The sequence below is a fragment of the Streptomyces sp. RPT161 genome, assembly GCF_027533845.1.
GTDB classification, from domain to species: domain Bacteria; phylum Actinomycetota; class Actinomycetes; order Streptomycetales; family Streptomycetaceae; genus Streptantibioticus_A; species Streptantibioticus_A silvisoli_A.
The window spans coordinates 48,236-65,922 of the sequence record NZ_JAPZVN010000015.1 but is presented as its reverse complement, the minus strand read 5'-3'; the positions used below and the strand labels follow the sequence as shown (position 1 = coordinate 65,922).

Sequence of the window (17,687 nt, the reverse complement as noted above, 5' to 3'; positions counted from 1 at the left end):
GTTGGCCCACAGTCTACGAGTCTGTAGACATTTGGCGGGCCGTTCCCGGCACGCCGCTCGTCGTCGATTATCGGAGGAATGCCGCCCGTGCTCGCACCGCCCGCCGCCGATGTGGCCCACAGCACCCTCACCACCTTGGCCTTCGACGGCTCCCAGGTCGACGGCGGGCTGTACACGGATGTCACGGACTGGGCGCGCACCGCGCCAGGCTGGCTGGACGACATCATCAAGTACTGGTCGGCCTACGGCATCGTGATCTTCGCCGTCTTCATGCTGCTGGCCTGGTGGTCGGCGCGGCGGCAGCCGTCCTGGGCGATGACCCGGGTGCTGGCCGCGCCGGTCGTGGTGGTCGTCGCCTACATCGTCAACGACCTGCTGAAGTCCGTGGTCAAGGAGGTGCGGCCGTGCCAGCAACTGCCGCACAGCTTCAACCTGGAGGCGTGCGCCGCGCCGGGTGACTGGGCGTTCCCCAGCAACCACACCGTGGTCGCCTTCTGCGCGGCCGTCGCGCTGCTGCTGGTGCACCGCAGGATCGGCTGGCTGGCCGTGCTGGCCGCCGTCGCGATGGGCGCCTCCCGGGTGTACGTCGGTGCGCACTACCCGCATGACGTGCTGGTCGGCGCGCTGGTCGGCACCGTGGTCGCCGCCGCCCTCGTCCCGCTCGTCGGCCGCCTGGCCACCCCCGCGGTGGACCGCGCCCGCGATGGCCGCATGAAGCCGTTCCTGGTGGACGCGTAACGGCAGGACCGGGGGCCTTCGGCCCCCGGTGACGCGAGGCTCCGGGGGCGGAAGGCCCGCGGAGCCTCGCGTGCGACCGGTCCCTCGCCCGAAGGGCGTGGGGTCAAAGCTCCAGCGTCGTCTCGTACTTGCGCAGCCACGAGTCGATGCCCAGCACGAGTTCGGTGCTGGAACGGAAGCCCTCGCCCTCGGTGTTCACCGCCTCCCGCGCGTTCGCCAGGTCCAGCAGCGGGCGTACCGGGGCCTCCTTGTCGGCCAGCAGCTCACCCAACTCGGCGCGCAGCGCCTGGGTGTAGCGCGGGTCCTGGGTGCTGGGGTACGGGCTCTTGACCCGCTGCGCCACCGACTCCGGCAGCACGTCCCCGGCCGCCGCCCGCAGCAGTGACTTCTCCCGGCCGTCGAAGGTCTTCATCGACCACGGGGTGTTGAAGACGTACTGCACCAACCGGTGGTCACAGAACGGCACTCGGACCTCTAGCCCGACCGCCATGCTCGCCCGGTCCTTGCGGTCCAGCAGGAACTGCACGAACCGGGTCAGGTGCAGGTAGCAGATCTCCCGCATCCGCCGCTCGAGTCCCGAGTCCCCTTCCCGGTACGGGACTTCGGCCAGCGCCTCCCGGTACCGGGCGCGCCGGTAGCCGGCCACGTCGATCTTGGCCAGCAGCCCGTCGTCCAGCAGCGACTCTCGGGTGCCCGCCTTCGTACCGGCGAAGCTGTTGATGCCCAGCCGGGTGAGCCAGGGGAAGGTGTCGGCCTCGACCGCGTCCTGGTCGTGGAACCACCGGTAGCCGCCGAACACCTCGTCCGCGGACTCGCCGGACAGCGCCACCGTCGACTGCTCTCGGATGGCCTTGAAGAGCAGGTAGAGCGAGGTGTCGCCCTCGCCGAGGCCGAACGGCAGGTCGCGCGCCCTCAGTACGGCGTCCCGGTTGCCGCGGTCCATCAGCGCCGCGGTGTCCAGCACGATGTCCCGGTGGTCGGACCGTACGTGTTCGGCGAGCGCGTGCGCGTACGGGCCGTCGGGCGTGCCGCGCAGGTCGTCCGGCTTGAAGTTCTCGGTCTGTCCGACGAAGTCGACGGAGAACGACCGCACCGGGCCCTGCCCGGCCGCAGCCAGTCCGTGTGCCGACAGCGCGGTGATCACGGAGGAGTCCAGGCCCCCGGAGAGCAGCGTGCACAGCGGTACGTCGGCGATCAGCTGGCGGGCGACGATGTCGTCGAGCAGTTCGCGCACCGTACGGATGGTGGTGTCCAGGTCGTCGGTGTGGTCGCGGGCCTCAAGCGCCCAGTACCGCTTGACGGTCAGCCCGCCGCGTCGCACCCGCAGCACATGGCCGGGCCTGAGTTCCTTCATGCCCTTGTAGATCGCCTGCTCCGGCGTCTTGCAGAAGGCGACCAGCTCGGCCAGCCCCTCGGCGTCCACCACCGGCCGTACCGAGGGGTGGGCGAGGATCGCCTTGGGCTCGGAGCCGAACAGCACGCCGTCCGAAGTCGGGTAGTAGAACAGCGGCTTGATGCCCATCCGGTCGCGGACCAGCAGCAGTTCCTCCGAGCGTGGGTCCCACAGCGCGAAGGCGTACATCCCGTTGAGGCGCTCGGTGAAGTCCTCGCCCCACTCCAGGTACGCGTGCAGCGCCACCTCGGTGTCGCTGCTGGTGCGGAAGGTGTGGCCGAGGGATGTCAACTCGGCGCGAAGCTCTCGGTAGTTGTAGATCTCGCCGCTGTAGGTGGTGACGAGCACGGTGCGTCCGTCGGCCTCGACGGACATCGGCTGCTTGCCGCCCTCGATGTCGATGACGGCGAGGCGGCGGTGCCCGAACGCCGCGTGCCGGTCCAGCCAGACGCCCGAGGCGTCCGGGCCGCGGCAGGCCATGGTCTGCGTCATCGCGTCGAGCGTGGCCCGCTCGCGGGTGAGGTCACTTTCGTAGGAGATCCATCCGGTGATCCCGCACATAGGCGGTCTCCCCTCCTCCGGTCGGCGGCCCCGGGTCCGGGGCTCGGCTCTGCCCCCGTTTGGGCGCGATCCCGCGGCACGTCCGGCCACCGGACCACGCTGATCACTGTACGCCCATCTAGTTGTAAGTGGCATCCGTCGCCTGAGGCAACGTATAGATCAGGCCACCCCGTCGCCCGGCCGCCGATGCCCGGATGCGGGTGATCCGGCCACGGCTGAGGATGGAGGGGCCCACAGCCGCGGGCGCTACCGCTGACGAGGAGGAACCCGGTGGCCGCCGATCCTCCAGAGCCGCTGGACAGCGAGGTGCTGCGCCAGATCCTGGAGGGCACGGAAGCCGGGGTCGTGGTGCTGGACGCCGATCTGCGGTACGTCTACGTCAACCCCGCGCTGGCCCGGATGAACGGCGTCCCCGCCGCCGAGCACACCGGCCGGACCATCCCCGACGTGCTGCCCGCCCTGGAGGCCAGGGAGGACGTGCTGCGCCAGGTACTGGCCGACGGCATACCCCGGGAGACCACCTCCAGCGGCCACACCCGGGCCGCCTCCGGCCATGAGCGCCGCTACTGGCACGGCGCCTACCACCGGCTGGAACGCGACGGCGAGGTCACCGGCCTGGTCGGCATAGTGCTGGAGGTCAGCGCCTCCCGTCAGGTCCAGCACGACCTGGAGAAGGCCCGGGAACGGCTCGCCCTGCTGGACACCGCCGCCACCCGGATCGGCACCACCCTGGACATCGACACCACCTGCGCGGAACTGGCCGATTTCCTGGTGCCCGTGCTCGCCGACGCGGTCACCGTCGACGTCATACCCCCCGAGCAGGCGGACGGGGCGTGGCAGTCGCCCCGCGGGACGCTGCGGCTGCGCCGGGCGGCGATCTCGGTGGTGCCCGAACTGCGGGGCGCCGCCGCGGTGTTCGAGGGGCCGGGGGAGTACGTGCGGTTCCGCAGCGGCTCGGCGATACCGCGCAGCATGGAGAGCGGACGGCCGCTGGTCGACAACCGCTTCAGCCACCCCGAGGGCGGCCGGTCCCCGGCGAACGCCGAGCGCGTCGTCCGCTACCGGGCCGCCGGGATCCACTCCGGCATGGTGGTGCCGCTGGCCGCCAGGGGGCACCCGATCGGCACCGTGACGCTGATGAGGGCCGGGGACACCCCGGACTTCGCCGACGAGGACGTGGTCATCGCACAGGACCTGGCCGGGCGCGCCGCGATCAGCCTGGACAACGCCCGCCGCTACACCCGGGAGCACGGCATCGCCCTGGAACTGCAACGCGCCCTGCTCTCCGAGCCCGCGACCCCGCAGCCCACCGTCGAGGTAGCCTCCCGCTACCTCCCGGCCGGGAGCACCGCCCTGGTCGGCGGCGACTGGTTCGACACCGTCCAACTCTCCGGCGGGCGCACCCTGTTGGCGATGGGCGACGTGATGGGCCACGGCGTGGAGGCGGCCGTCGACATGGGGCACTACCGCTCCATGCTGCGGGTGCTGGCCGCCGCCGACCTGCCGCCGGACCAGATCCTGGAACAACTCGACGCCCTGATCATCGGCACCGGCACCGACCGCCCCGCCACCTGCCTGCTGGCGGTCGCCGACCCGGAGCGGGAGACGGTGACCTATGCCAGCGCGGGCCATCTGCCGCCCGCCGCACTGCACATGGACGGCCACTTCGAACTGCTGCCGGTCCCGCCCGGACCCCCGCTCGGCACCGGCATCGGCGGCTACGTCGCGGTCGAGCGGCGGGCGCTGCCCGGTCCGGTGCTGCTGCTGTTCACCGACGGCCTGGTGGAGCGGCGCGGCGAGGACATCGACCGCTCGCTGCGCCGGCTGACGGAGCTGGCCGCGCCCGTCGACATCAGCCTGGACGCCCTGCTGGACCGGGTGCTGGCCAAGCTGGTGACCAGCACCGCCGAGGACGACGTGGCGGTGCTCGCCGCCCGGCTGCGCAAGCGCCCGGCCTGAGCGCCGCACCGCGCCCGACGCGCGGACGCTGACCGGGCGCAGCCGCAGGGCGCGGATCCGGCCGCGCTCAGCCCTCCCGGACCAGCACCACGGCGGTTCCGTAGGCACAGACCTCGGTGCCCACGTCGGCGGCCTCGGTCACGTCGAAGCGCATCATCAGCACCGCGTTCGCCCCGCGCGCCCTCGCCTGCTCCACCAGGCGCTCCATGGCCTGGTTGCGGGTCTGCACCAGGGTCTTGGTCAGCCCCTTCAGCTCGCCACCGATCATGGACTTCAGTCCGGCGCCGATCTGGCTGCCCAGGTGCCGGGAGCGCACGGTCAGTCCGAAGACCTCGCCGATCACCCGTTCCACACGGTGCCCGGGCACGTCGTTGGTGGTGACCACCAGGATGTCGGACTGGGTGGGCTGGCCGCCGCCGTAGTCATCGATGCTCATGCCCTTGAGCCTGCCCCGCCCGGCAGGCCGCGGCACATGGGGAACCCGCCGTATCGGGCCTACGTTCATACTGGTGGGGACTTGACCAGTCCGGAAGTGGCAGGAGCCAGTCCGGAGCCCACGACCAGGAGCACGCCACCCGTGACGACTCTCGCCTTGGGCCCCGCCTGGCTCAACCCCCAGCAGCTGATCGAGAACTTCGGCGGCTTCGCGCTGGTCGGGATCCTGCTGGTGGTGTTCGCCGAGTCGGGTCTGCTGATCGGTTTCTTCCTGCCCGGTGACTCGTTGCTGTTCACCACCGGTCTGCTGATAGCCAACGGCCAGTACCTGCACTATCCGCTGTGGCTGGTGTGCCTGCTGGTGGCGGTCGCCGCCGTGCTCGGCGACCAGGCGGGCTATCTGTTCGGCCGCAAGGTCGGCCCGGCGCTGTTCCGGCGGCCGGACTCGAAGCTTTTCAAACAGGAGAACGTCGAGAAGGCGCACGAGTTCTTCGAGCACCACGGCCCGAAGTCGATCATCCTGGCCCGCTTCGTGCCGATCGTACGGACCTTCACCCCGATCATCGCCGGGGTGAGCCGGATGAACTACCGCTCGTTCTTCGTCTTCAACCTCATCGGCGGCACGCTGTGGGGCGCGGGCGTGACCGTGCTCGGCTACTTCCTCGGCCAGATCGCGTTCATCCGTGACAACGTCGAGGCGATCTTCATCGTGATCGTGTTCGTCTCGGTGATCCCGATCGCCTTCGAGTACCTGCGCTCGCGGCGCAAGTCGGCGAAGGCGGCCACAGCGACCGGCGGTGGCCGCCGGGACGCCGGACCGATGCCGGCCCCGGCTCCGCAGCAGCGTGGCCGGCATCGAGCGGCCAAGCGCTGAACCTTGCGGTCTACACGTAGCCTTGTCTGGGTAACCGGCGAAGAGGAGCGGGAAAGGGATCGCAGCAGGTGACGGAGAGCAAGCGGACTGACGGCAGTGTGCTGGGCACCAGCCCGCAGGACGCCAAGCCCGAGTCCGACGAGTCGCGCTCCGCGTTCACCCCACCCCTGGGAGTGCCGCTCCCGCCCGCACCGGAGCCCGAGGGCTCCGCGTTCCTGCCGCCCACCCGCCCGGCGTCCGCCACCAACGGCAGCACCACCGGCAACCACACCCTGCCCGCCTTCACGCCGCCCGAGGGCATTCCCGTGGTCCGGCTGCCCAGTGACGCCCCCTGGCAGGACCGGATGCGCGCCATGCTGCGGATGCCGGTCGCCGAACGCCCGGCGCCGGAGCGGGCCGGCAAGCCCGAGTCCGAAGGCCCGTCCGTGCCCCGCGTCCTCGACCTGACGCTGCGTATCGGCGAGCTGCTGCTGGCCGGGGGTGAGGGCGCGGAGGACGTGGAGGCGGCGATGTTCGGCGTCGCCCACGCCTACGGGCTCGACCGGGTCGAGCCCAACGTCACCTTCACCCTGCTGTCCATCACCCATCAGCCGTCCCTGGTCGACGACCCGATCACGGCCAGCCGCACGGTGCGCCGCCGCGGCACCGACTACACCCGGCTCGCCGCCGTCTTCCGGTTGATCGACGACATCACGGCGCACGAGGCGACCCTTGAGGACGCCTACGGCAGGCTCGCCGAGATGCGCCGCAACCGGCACCCGTACCCCGGCTGGCTGCTGACGCTCGGCGCCGGAGTGCTGGCTGGTGCGGCGAGCATGCTGGTCGGCGGTGGCCCGACGGTCTTCGTGGCGGCGGCCGTCGGAGCGATGCTCGGCGACCGGCTCGCCTGGCTGTGCGCGGGGCGCGGCTTGCCGGAGTTCTACCAGTTCGTCGCCGCCGCGATGCCCGCCGCCGCCATGGGCGTGCTGATGAACCTCTACGGCTCCTACCTGCCGGGCGGCGGCCATGTGCAGTCCTCCGCGGTGATCACCGGTGGGCTGTACGCGCTGATCCCGGGACGGGCGCTGGTGGCCGGGGTGCAGGACGGGCTGACCGGCTTCTACATCACCGCCTCCGCCCGGTTGCTGGAGGTCATGTACCTGATCGTCGGCATCGTCTTCGGCGTGACGATGGTGCTGTACGTCGGGGTGAGCCTGCACGCCCAGCTCAATCCCGACGAGGCCCTGCACACCTATCAGAACGCGCCGGTGCAACTGGTGGCGGCGATGACGCTGACGCTCGCCTTCGCGGTGCTGCTCCAGTGCGAGCGCTCGGTGCTGCCGATCGTCACGCTCAACGGCGGTGTGGCCTGGGTGGTCTACGGGGCGCTGCACTACCAGGCGGGACTCTCGCCGATCGCCGCGACGGCGGTCGCCGCCGGTCTGGTCGGCCTGTTCGGCCAGTTGCTCTCGCGGTACCGGTTCGCCTCCGCGCTGCCGTACGTCACCGCGGCCATCGGGCCGCTGCTGCCGGGTAGCGCCACGTACTTCGGGCTGCTCGCCTTCACACAGGGGAAGCAGGACGTGGGCGTGGCGTCCCTCGCCAAGGCCGCGGCGCTGGCACTGGCGGTCGCGATCGGGGTCAACCTCGGTGGCGAGGTCGCCCGTATGGTCATCAAGTTCCCGGGCGGCGGCCCGGTGCGGCGCGCCGCCAAGCGCACCCGCGGGTTCTGAACCGCACCCGCCAACCGGCTGTCAGGGCAGGTGTGTTGCAGGCGTCCGGCGCCTGATGAGCCGGTGGTTCCCGCAGTTGGTGAAGGCCCCCGCCGCCTGATGGCGGCGGGGGCCTTCAACGACGCGTCGCGGGGGCCTCAGTGGCCGCCGTGCTCCCGCAGCCGCTTGTAGGAGGCTTCGATCTCGGCCTCCGCCTCGGCGCGGCCGACCCAGCTGGCGCCCTCGACGGACTTGCCCGGCTCCAGGTCCTTGTAGACCTCGAAGAAGTGCTGGATCTCCAGGCGGTCGAACTCGCTCACGTGATGGATGTCACGCAGGTGTTCCACCCGCGGGTCGGAGGCCGGGACGCACAGCAGCTTGTCGTCGCCGCCCGCCTCGTCGGTCATCCTGAACATGCCGATCGCGCGGCACTTGATCAGGCAGCCCGGAAAGGTCGGCTCGTCCAGCAGGACCAGCGCGTCCAGCGGGTCGCCGTCCTCACCCAGGGTGTCCTCAACGAAGCCGTAGTCGGCGGGGTACATGGTCGAGGTGAAAAGCCGACGGTCCAGGCGGATACGACCGGTCTCGTGGTCCACCTCGTACTTGTTCCGCGAACCCTTCGGGATCTCGATCGTGACGTCGAACTCCAAGGCTCCTCCAACATCAGCCATGATCAGCACATACTTCGGATGATTAAGTGTCCCCCACGCAGGTGTGTGGTCGCGAAAGGGGCTGGTCCAGGGTGCGACGACGGGGGCTGGCAGCCGCCCGAACAGCGACCGTTCAGGTGATCCACCGCTGTCGCGGAGGCGTCCGTTAATGATCGGTCGTGACTGGAGCCATAGCAATTCTGACCGTGTTCGGCGCTGGGCGGTCAGCGTGTCCCGCCGCGCGGGTCTGGACCGGGGCGCGGTCCGGGCGGTGGCCGGGCTGCGGCCGGTTCTCGCTGCCGCCCGCAGGGCGACCTTCGAGGGCGGCGCCACACGGGTGGCGGTCGGCGCGGGGGGCGTCGGGCTGGCCGTCGCGCTGGTCGCCGTCACCGCGGCGGGCCCCTGGGCGGACGGCCAGCGGGTGGCGGAACGGAACTGGGCCGCCGCCCGGGAAGGCGCGGGACGCACCGGCCGTACCCCCGCAACGGCGCCCAGCGCGCCCCCGGTGCTGGCCGGGCTCGGGCCAGGCCTCTCGCCGCAGACCGTACCGCTGCCCACCGGGCAGGGCCTGGACAACGCGCTCTCCCCGCTGTTCGACGACCCGGCGCTCGGCGCGGTGCGGGCCGGAGTGGTACTGGACGCCGCCACCGGGCGCCAGCTGTACGGCCACGACCCGGACGCCCCCTCCACGCCCGCCTCCACCACCAAGATCGCCACCGCGGTCGCCGCCCTGCAGAGCCTCGGCGACGACTACCGGATCCCCACCACCGTCGTCCCCGGCGCCGCACCGGGCGGCATCGTCCTGGTCGGCGGCGGCGACCCCACCCTCACCGCGCGGCCCACGCCGCCGGGCACCGACCCGGACGCCACCCCGGCCAGCCTGAGCGACCTCGCCGACGCCACCGCCAGGACGCTCAAGGAGCGGGGCTGGACGAAGGTCCAACTGAGCTACGACACCTCGCTCTACACCGGCCCGCTGCTGCACCCCATCGGCGTCGACCCCAACATCGCCCCGGTCACCCCGCTCATGGTGGACGAGGGCCGGGTCGACCCCAACTCCACCGAGAACGCCCCCAGGGTCGCCGATCCGGCCGACTCCGCCGCCCAGGCCTTCGCCGGGATGCTGCGCGACCGCGGGATCACCGTGGACGGCGACGTACGGCCGGGCAGCGCGCCCGCGGGCGAGGAGGCCCGGCTCGCCGAGGTGGACTCCATGCCGCTGTCCGCACTGGTCGAGCGGATGCTGACCAACAGCGACAACGACATCGCGGAGGCACTGGCCCGGCAGACCGCGATCAGCCTCGGCAAGCCGGTGAGCTTCGCCGGCGGGGCGCAGGCGATCAGCGAGGAACTGGGCAGGATCGGGCTGCCGCTGGCCGGCACCAGCTTCAACGACGGCAGCGGTCTGGACCGCGACGACCGGCTCACCGCGCAGTTGCTGGCCCGGCTGCTGTACACCGCCGCCGACCCGGCCCACCCGCAACTGCGGCCGGTGCTCAGCGGGCTGCCGATCGCCGGTTTCACCGGGACCCTCAGCGACCGCTTCAGCGGTGCCACCTCCGACGCGGCGGGCCTGGTGCACGCCAAGACCGGCACCCTCACCGGCGTCAACACCCTCGCCGGGACGGCGGTGGACGCCGACGGCCGCCTGCTGGTCTTCGCGTTCATGGCCTCCGGCACCCAGAACGCCACGAACGCGGTCACCGCGCTGGACCGGCTGGCCGCCACCGTGACGAACTGCGGCTGCCGGTAAGGCGCCGGGGGCAGGGGGCGGGCCCCAAAATCAGCGCCGGGCGGCGAAAGCCGCCCGGCGCCACGTACCGTGAAGCCATGACGAGCATCGGTGGTGCGGAGATGGTCGACTGGAACCTCGCGGTGGCGACCGCGACCCGGCTGGTACGCCCGGGTCCCGAGGTCAGCCGTGAGGAGGCGCGGACCGTGGTGACCGAACTGCGCCGCCACGCCAGGTCGTCCGAGGAACACGTACGGTCCTTCACGCAGATGTACGGCGCCGGCGGCCCCGACGAGCCGCAGAACGGCAGCCCGGTCCTGGTCGTGGACCGCGCGGGCTGGGTCAAGGCCAACGTGGCGGGCTTCCGGGAGATCCTCAAGCCGCTGCTCGACAAGATGCAGGCGCGCCGCGGCACGCTCCCCGGCGGTGCCGTGCTCGGCGCGGTCGGCGGCAAGGTCACCGGCGTCGAGGTCGGCGCACTGCTGTCGTTCCTCGCCTCCCGGGTGCTCGGCCAGTACGAGACCTTCGCCCCGGCCACCCGCGAGATGCCCGCGGGTCCGGTGCTCCCCGAGCCCGGCGCGCCGCGCACCGGGCGACTGCTGCTGGTCGCGCCGAACATCGTGCACGTGGAGCGTGAACTCGACGTGGATCCGCACGACTTCCGGCTGTGGGTCTGCCTGCACGAGGAGACCCACCGCACCCAGTTCACCGCCGTGCCCTGGCTGCGCGACCACATCGAATCGGAGATCCAGGAGTTCCTGTCGCAGACCGACGTCGACCCCGCCACCCTGCTGGAGCGGGTCCGCGAGGCCGCACAGTCGTTCGTCGGCGCCCGTCCCGAGGGCGAGGAGAGCGAGGGCCGCAGTCTGGTCGAGATCGTCCAGACCCCGGCCCAGCGGGAGATCCTGGCCCGGCTGACCGCCGTGATGTCGCTGCTCGAAGGCCATGCCGACTATGTGATGGACGGCGTGGGACCGGACGTCGTGCCGTCCGTCGCGGAGATCAGGGAGAAGTTCCAGAAGCGCCGTGCCACCGGCGCCGGTCGGCTCGACCAGGCGCTGCGCAAGCTGCTCGGGCTGGACGCCAAGCTGCGCCAGTACCGCGACGGCGAACGCTTCGTGCGCTCCGTGGTCGACGAGGTCGGCATGGACGGCTTCAACCGGATCTGGACCTCGCCCAACACCCTGCCCACCAAGACGGAGATCGCCAAACCGGCGGACTGGATCGCAAGGGTGCATCGTCGCACTGATTCATGAACCCTGAGCGCCCCACAGTTCACCCATCCGAGGGACCATGGCCGATGGGTAGGCGTGCGATGCTCGGGTAGCGCTCCATATCTGTCACCATCTAGCCACGCTCCGTCATCCCCCCGCGGCCCTCCCAAAATCCTCAGGTGGGCTGTGTATTTCAGGAGGAATGGATATGGGTCCCCACCCCGCGGTCGCCGCGATACGCCTGGCGGTCCGCCGCGTACTGCACGACGTGCTCAACGACCTGGCCCGCACCCCCGCCGCAGCCTCCACGCCGACCACCCCCACCGCCGCCGGCACCCGCGCCCTGATGGACCGGCCGCTGGTCCTCGCGGCCTGTAGCGGCGGCGCCGACTCCATGGCGCTCGCCTCAGCCCTCGCCTTCGAGGCCCGCAAGCTCGACGTACGGGCCGGCGCCGTCACCGTCGACCACGGCCTGCAGAACGGCTCCACCGCCCGCGCCCTCGACGTCGTGCACCGACTGCGCGACCTCGGCCTCGACCCCGTGGAGGCCCTCGGCGTCACCGTCGGCCGCCAGGGCGGCCCGGAAGCCGCCGCCCGCGACGCCCGGTACGCCGCCCTCGACGCCGCCGCCAGCTCGCTGGGCGCCGCCGCCGTGCTGCTCGGCCACACCCGTGATGACCAGGCGGAAACCGTCCTGCTGGCGCTCGCCCGCGGCTCCGGCACCCGCTCGCTGTCCGGCATGGCCGCCGTCTCCGGCCCCGGCGGCCGCTACCGCCGCCCGTTCCTGCTGCTCGACCGGGAGACCACCCGCAAGGCCTGCGTCGCCCAGGGCATCGACGTCTGGGAGGACCCGCACAACGCCGACCCGGCGTACACCCGCGCCCGGGTCCGGCACGAGGCGCTGCCCGTACTGGAGAAGTCGCTGGGCCGCGGGGTGGTCGCCTCGCTGGCCCGTACCGCCCAGCTGTTCCGGGACGACGCCGACGCGCTCGACCAGTGGGCCGCGGCCGCCACCCGGGAGGCCACGGTGGACGGTGACCCGGACCACGCGCTGGACCCCGCCAAACTCTTCCCCCTGCCCTCCGCCGTACGCCGCCGGGTCCTGCGCCGCGCGGCCATCACGGCGGGCAGCCCGGCCGGATCGCTGTTCTCCCGGCACATCGAGGAGACCGACCGGCTGATCACCGGTTGGCGCGGTCAGGGCCCCATCAACCTGCCCGGGGGCGTCGAGGCCCGTCGGTCGAATGGCAAACTGGTTTTCCGGCGGACGACCGCAGCCGAATGACGTAGCCGGTAGGCCTTGCAGGAAGTAGCGCGGGTGAACGAGAAGGACATGGGCACCGACCTCGAGAAGGTGCTCATCAGCAAGGAAGAGATCGACCTCAAGCTGGCCGAGTTGGCCGCGGAGATCGACAGGGACTACGCCGGGAAGGACCTGCTGATCGTCGGTGTCCTGAAGGGTGCCGTGATGGTGATGGCGGACCTGGCCCGCGCACTGTCCTCCGACGTCACCATGGACTGGATGGCGGTGTCCTCGTACGGCGCCGGAACCAAGTCCTCCGGCGTGGTCCGCATCCTCAAGGACCTCGACACCGACATCGCCGACCGCGATGTGCTGATCGTCGAGGACATCATCGACTCCGGCCTGACCCTGTCCTGGCTGCTGTCCAACCTCAGCTCGCGCGGCCCGGCCTCGCTGCGGGTGTGCACCCTGCTGCGCAAGCCGGAGGCGGCCAAGGTCGACATCGATGTGACGTATGTCGGTTTCGACATCCCGAACGAGTTCGTGGTGGGCTACGGGCTGGACTACGCGGAGAAGTACCGCAACCTGCCGTTCGTGGGCACACTCGCCCCGCACGTCTACGGCGGCTGACACGCCGACCGGCTGGGCCAGATTTCGGAAACCCGGTGTCGGAGCCGGGGAACCGACCCCGGTTTCCTGCCGTTGGAGCAAGGGAAGAGGGGTTTGTTAACGGTCCTCGGCAGCATCGGGTGACAATGCTGAGGTACCGTCCGAAGGTCGGGTCATAAACCGTCGGGTCATACACCTAGCTAGCGCACATCGGCCGATGGGGCCGAAGTGCTCTCACTGTGGCAGGAGGGACGGGGCGTCGCCGCCCCGCATGGATGGACGTCAAACGCTACTTCCGTGGGCCGGTCATGTGGATCGTGCTGGCCGTCCTTGCCGTGGTCGTCTTGATGCAGGTCGTCGGCTCGACGGGCGGCTACAAGACGGTGGACACCGGCCAGGTCGTCGCCGCGGTCGACCAGGGGCTCGCCCAGTCAGCCAAAATCACCACCGGTGACGAGCAGACCATCTCGGTCCAGCTGAAGCCGGGCGCCAAGGTCGACGGCAAGGACCTCGGCGACAAGATCAAGGCGAGCTACATCGGCCGCCAGGGCGCCGACCTCGCGGCGAAGCTGCAGACCCAGGTCGACGACCACCAGCGCGGCGGCACGCAGCTGCCCGACGGCTACACCATCTCGCCGTCGAAGCAGAATCCGTTCGTCGGTGTGCTGCTCTCGCTGCTGCCCTTCGTCCTGATCGTCGTCGTCTTCCTGTTCCTGATGAACCAGATGCAGGGCGGCGGCTCCCGGGTGATGAACTTCGGGAAGTCCAAGGCCAAGCTGATCACCAAGGACACGCCCAAGACCACGTTCACCGACGTGGCGGGCGCGGACGAGGCGGTCGAGGAGCTCCAGGAGATCAAGGAGTTCCTCCAGGAGCCGGCCAAGTTCCAGGCCGTGGGCGCCAAGATCCCCAAGGGCGTGCTGCTCTACGGCCCGCCCGGAACCGGTAAGACGCTGCTCGCACGCGCCGTCGCGGGCGAGGCGGGCGTGCCGTTCTACTCGATCTCCGGTTCCGACTTCGTCGAGATGTTCGTCGGTGTCGGTGCCTCCCGGGTCCGTGACCTGTTCGAGCAGGCCAAGGCGAACGCCCCGGCGATCGTCTTCGTCGACGAGATCGACGCCGTCGGCCGGCACCGCGGCGCGGGTCTCGGCGGCGGCCACGACGAGCGCGAGCAGACGCTCAACCAGCTGCTGGTCGAGATGGACGGCTTCGACGTCAAGGGCGGCGTCATCCTGATCGCGGCCACCAACCGGCCGGACATCCTGGACCCGGCGCTGCTGCGCCCGGGCCGCTTCGACCGCCAGATCGCGGTGGACCGCCCGGACCTTCAGGGCCGTCTGGAGATCCTCAAGGTCCACCAGAAGGGCAAGCCGGTCGCCCCGGACGTCGACCTGCAGGCCGTCGCCCGCCGTACCCCGGGCTTCACCGGCGCCGACCTGAGCAACGTCCTCAACGAGGCCGCGCTGCTCACCGCCCGTAGCGACCGCAAGCTCATCGACAACAAGATGCTGGACGAGGCGATCGACCGCGTTGTCGCCGGACCGCAGAAGCGGACCCGGATCATGAGCGAGAAGGAGAAGAAGGCGACCGCGTACCACGAGGGCGGACACGCCCTGGTCGCCGCGGCCTGCCCCAACAGCGACCCGGTCCACAAGATCACGATCCTGCCGCGCGGCCGTGCCCTGGGCTACACCATGGTGTTGCCGGACGAGGACAAGTACTCCCAGTCGCGCAGCGAGATGCTCGACCAGCTCGCCTACATCATGGGCGGCCGGGCGGCCGAGGAACTCGTCTTCCACGACCCGACCACCGGCGCCGCCAACGACATCGAGAAGGCGACCGCCACCGCCCGCGCGATGGTCACCCAGTACGGCATGACCGAGCGGCTCGGCGCGATCAAGTTCGGCACCGACAACTCCGAGCCGTTCCTCGGCCGTGAGATGGGTCACCAGCGCGACTACTCGGAAGAGGTCGCGGGCCTGGTGGACGAAGAGGTCAAGAAGCTGATCGAGAACGCCCACAACGAGGCGTGGGAGATCCTGGTCGAGAACCGCGACGTCCTGGACAACCTGGTGTTGGCGCTCCTGGAGAAGGAGACGCTGAACAAGGAGGAGGTCGCGGAGATCTTCAAGCCGGTGGTCAAGCGCCCGGCGCGCCCGGCGTGGACCGGCTCCTCGCGCCGTACGCCGTCGACCCGCCCGCCGGTGCTCTCGCCGCGCGAGCTGGCGCTGGCCAACGGCGCGGGCACGGCCAACGGCAGCGCCCAGCCCACGGTCTCCACGGTGAAGCAGCCGCAGGCGCAGCCGACCGACACGGTCGAGCTGCCGGAGGACGGCCCGCAGGGCCCGAGCGACAGCTGACGGTCCCACCGGGGCCCATCGGCCCGGAATGAACGCCGCGCCTCCCAGGTTCTAGCCTGGGAGGCGCGGCATTTCGCTTTGCCAGGTGTTACGTGTAGCAGGAACGAGGCGCATATGACCGACCCGGTGACGCTGGTCGACGCGGCCCCCGCCGGCGAGTTCGACGAGAAGCGGGCCGAGAACGCCGTCCGCGAACTGCTGATCGCGGTGGGAGAGGACCCGGACCGCGAGGGCCTGCGGGAGACCCCGGCACGCGTGGCGCGGGCGTACAAGGAGATCTTCGCGGGCCTCTGGCAGACCCCGGAAGAGGTGCTCACCACCACCTTCGACCTCGGCCATGACGAGATGGTGCTGGTCAAGGACATCGAGGTCTACTCCACCTGTGAGCACCACCTGGTGCCGTTCCACGGCGTCGCGCACGTCGGCTACATCCCCGCCACCAGCGGAAAGATCACCGGGCTGTCCAAGCTGGCCCGGCTGGTCGACGTGTTCGCCCGCCGCCCCCAGGTGCAGGAACGGCTCACCACGCAGATCGCCGACTCCCTGATGGACATCCTGGAGCCGCGCGGCGTGATCGTGGTCGTCGAGTGCGAGCACATGTGCATGTCGATGCGCGGCATCCGCAAGCCCGGCGCGAAGACCACCACCTCGGCGGTGCGCGGCCAGCTGCGGGACCCGGCGACCCGCGCCGAGGCTATGAGCCTCATACTGGCCCGCTAGGGCCGCCGGGGACCTGCGGGCGGTTCCGGCGCCGTCGGGCGCGCCCTTGGCCGCTTCGGCGCTGATTCCTCCGCCACGACGGCTCGCGCCCCCGCAGCGCCGCCCGTCGGCGTCGCGACGTGCCGCACCCGCCCAGCCCGGCGGATCCGTCCGAAGGACGAACGCGCCGCGGCCGGGAGGACGTCCTGTCCTCCCGGCCGCGTTGAACGGTGCGCCCCCGTGGGGGGTGGTGGGGTGTTACTGGGTGAGGTGCTGGCTCAGCGCGTCGAGCGCGCTCGGCACCTCCCGGTTCCAGGTGGTGAAGTTGTGACCGCCGCTGGGCAGGATGATCGAGGCGATCTGCATCGGCGGCTTGACCGCCTTCATGAACGCCACCGTGCGGCTGTAGTCCCACTCGCCCTGCTTGCTGCTGGTGACCAGCGCCCAGACCTTCGGGGCGGGCTTGTTCTTCAGCAGCCACATCATGTCGTTCTCGTTCTGCAGCTGCTTGCTGCCGCCGAACAGGTCGCCGGTGGTCGGGTCGTTGTGGGTGTTGTAGTAACCCGACAGCGAGACGGCCGCGGAGAAGGCGTCGGGGTGCCGCATCGACATCTTCAGGGCGCAGTAGCCACCGGTGGAGTCGCCCATGACGCCCCAGTTCTGGGGTGCGTTGCCGACCCGGTAGTTGGCCGAGATGACCTGCCGCAGCTCCTTGGTGAAGAAGGTCTCCACCTGGGGGCCGCCGGGGACGTCCATGCATTCGGTGTCACGCGGGGGCACCACGGTCGGCCGCATCATGACCATGATCATCGGCTGCATCTTGCCCTGCTGGATGTGCTCCGTCGCCGTCTGCGGATACTTCATCCGGGTGATCAGCGACTCGGCGGTGCCCGGGTAACCGGTGAGTATCACCGACGCGGGGAAGTTCTGCTTGCTGAAACCCTTCTGGAAGTACTGCGGCGGCAGGTAGACATAGGCGGGGGTGGTGATGCCGGTCTTGGCACCCTTGATCTGCACCTTGTCGATCCGGCCGGCCTTCTCCGGCGACCCGCCGCCCGGCACGCCGACGCCCTGGGAGCCGAGGTGCTCCAGGCCGTCCTTGCCGTTCGTGGCGCCCGCCGTGTAGTCCACGACCTGGCCCGGGTCCTGGTTCGTCCCGAACAGGTCCGCGAACGAGGAGTAGAACCCGAAGTACGAGTTGATCGACAGCCCCAATGCGGCGAGGATCGCCAGCTGGCCACCGAACAGCAGCCCGACGCGGCCCGCTATGGGCTTGACCCCTTGGCGGGACAGCCGTGGCCACAGCCAGATGGTGGCGACGAAGAAGGCCACCGCCAGCACGATGACCAAGACCAGGAGTTTCTTACTAGTGAGACCCATGAGGCGCTTTCCGTTCGGTGGACCGGCCGTCCAGCCCCGCCAAGTGGAACCTCACGGCCAAAGCTCTCGTCCTAGAGGACGCACAGAGCTCGCACGGCCGACGCACATCGGGCCGGAAGATCCATTTATCGGGGCTGGGAGACCGATGT

Annotated in this window: 14 protein-coding genes; 10 read left to right on the top strand and 4 right to left on the bottom strand. The window is 70.7% G+C overall.

Annotation, left to right across the window (positions count from 1 at the left end):
* Positions 1-87 precede the first annotated feature (87 nt).
* Positions 88-738: a phosphatase PAP2 family protein gene (locus O5O46_RS25235; protein WP_269857855.1), complete on the top strand. Its 651-nt coding sequence runs from the start codon at positions 88-90 to the stop codon at positions 736-738.
* 103 nt (positions 739-841) lie between these two features.
* Here the strand turns inward: O5O46_RS25235 and asnB are convergent, their stop codons facing one another.
* A complete protein-coding gene (asnB, locus tag O5O46_RS25230) occupies positions 842-2,692 on the bottom strand; it encodes an asparagine synthase (glutamine-hydrolyzing) (protein ID WP_269857854.1) in 1,851 nt (616 codons plus the stop codon).
* A 270-nt stretch (positions 2,693-2,962) separates the two neighbouring features.
* Here asnB and O5O46_RS25225 point away from each other — a divergent pair, with 270 nt between their 5' ends.
* Positions 2,963-4,651, top strand: coding sequence for a SpoIIE family protein phosphatase (locus O5O46_RS25225; RefSeq protein WP_269857853.1), 1,689 nt, complete (start codon positions 2,963-2,965; stop codon positions 4,649-4,651).
* Positions 4,652-4,718: 67 nt separating this feature from the next.
* On the opposite strand, the gene O5O46_RS25220 is transcribed toward O5O46_RS25225, so the two are convergent.
* The gene (locus O5O46_RS25220; protein ID WP_269857852.1) at positions 4,719-5,087 is read right to left on the bottom strand and encodes a YbjQ family protein; all 369 of its coding nucleotides are present in this window, start codon (positions 5,085-5,087) and stop codon (positions 4,719-4,721) included.
* Positions 5,088-5,228: 141 nt separating this feature from the next.
* Between O5O46_RS25220 and O5O46_RS25215 the strand changes: the two genes are divergently transcribed.
* Together O5O46_RS25215 and O5O46_RS25210 are read left to right on the top strand one after the other, a co-directional pair.
* Positions 5,229-5,960, top strand: coding sequence for a DedA family protein (locus tag O5O46_RS25215; protein ID WP_269857851.1), 732 nt, complete (start codon positions 5,229-5,231; stop codon positions 5,958-5,960).
* Positions 5,961-6,028: 68 nt separating this feature from the next.
* A complete protein-coding gene (locus O5O46_RS25210; protein WP_269857850.1) occupies positions 6,029-7,672 on the top strand; it encodes a threonine/serine ThrE exporter family protein in 1,644 nt (547 codons plus the stop codon).
* Between the two features lie 137 nt (positions 7,673-7,809).
* Here O5O46_RS25210 and O5O46_RS25205 read toward each other — a convergent pair whose 3' ends face one another.
* A complete protein-coding gene (locus O5O46_RS25205; RefSeq protein ID WP_269857926.1) occupies positions 7,810-8,301 on the bottom strand; it encodes an inorganic diphosphatase in 492 nt (163 codons plus the stop codon).
* Between the two features lie 169 nt (positions 8,302-8,470).
* Here O5O46_RS25205 and dacB point away from each other — a divergent pair, with 169 nt between their 5' ends.
* From dacB to folE, 6 genes are all read left to right on the top strand, one after another.
* Complete coding sequence (gene dacB, locus O5O46_RS25200; protein WP_443072619.1) at positions 8,471-10,054, top strand: D-alanyl-D-alanine carboxypeptidase/D-alanyl-D-alanine endopeptidase; 1,584 nt, start codon at positions 8,471-8,473, stop codon at positions 10,052-10,054.
* A gap of 77 nt (positions 10,055-10,131) precedes the next feature.
* Positions 10,132-11,289: a zinc-dependent metalloprotease gene (locus O5O46_RS25195; RefSeq protein WP_269857848.1), complete on the top strand. Its 1,158-nt coding sequence runs from the start codon at positions 10,132-10,134 to the stop codon at positions 11,287-11,289.
* A 166-nt stretch (positions 11,290-11,455) separates the two neighbouring features.
* On the top strand, positions 11,456-12,532 hold the full coding sequence (tilS, locus tag O5O46_RS25190) for a tRNA lysidine(34) synthetase TilS (protein ID WP_269857847.1): 1,077 nt from the start codon (positions 11,456-11,458) through the stop codon (positions 12,530-12,532).
* Between the two features lie 48 nt (positions 12,533-12,580).
* A complete protein-coding gene (gene hpt / locus O5O46_RS25185) occupies positions 12,581-13,120 on the top strand; it encodes a hypoxanthine phosphoribosyltransferase (RefSeq protein WP_443072621.1) in 540 nt (179 codons plus the stop codon).
* 254 nt (positions 13,121-13,374) lie between these two features.
* Positions 13,375-15,459, top strand: a complete 2,085-nt coding sequence (gene ftsH, locus O5O46_RS25180) for an ATP-dependent zinc metalloprotease FtsH (protein WP_269857845.1) — start codon at positions 13,375-13,377, stop codon at positions 15,457-15,459.
* Between the two features lie 114 nt (positions 15,460-15,573).
* Entirely contained in the window at positions 15,574-16,179 is a 606-nt protein-coding gene (gene folE, locus O5O46_RS25175) for a GTP cyclohydrolase I FolE (protein ID WP_269857844.1), read from the top strand.
* Positions 16,180-16,416: 237 nt separating this feature from the next.
* Here the strand turns inward: folE and O5O46_RS25170 are convergent, their stop codons facing one another.
* Complete coding sequence (locus O5O46_RS25170) at positions 16,417-17,538, bottom strand: alpha/beta hydrolase (protein WP_269857843.1); 1,122 nt, start codon at positions 17,536-17,538, stop codon at positions 16,417-16,419.
* Positions 17,539-17,687: the final 149 nt, after the last annotated feature.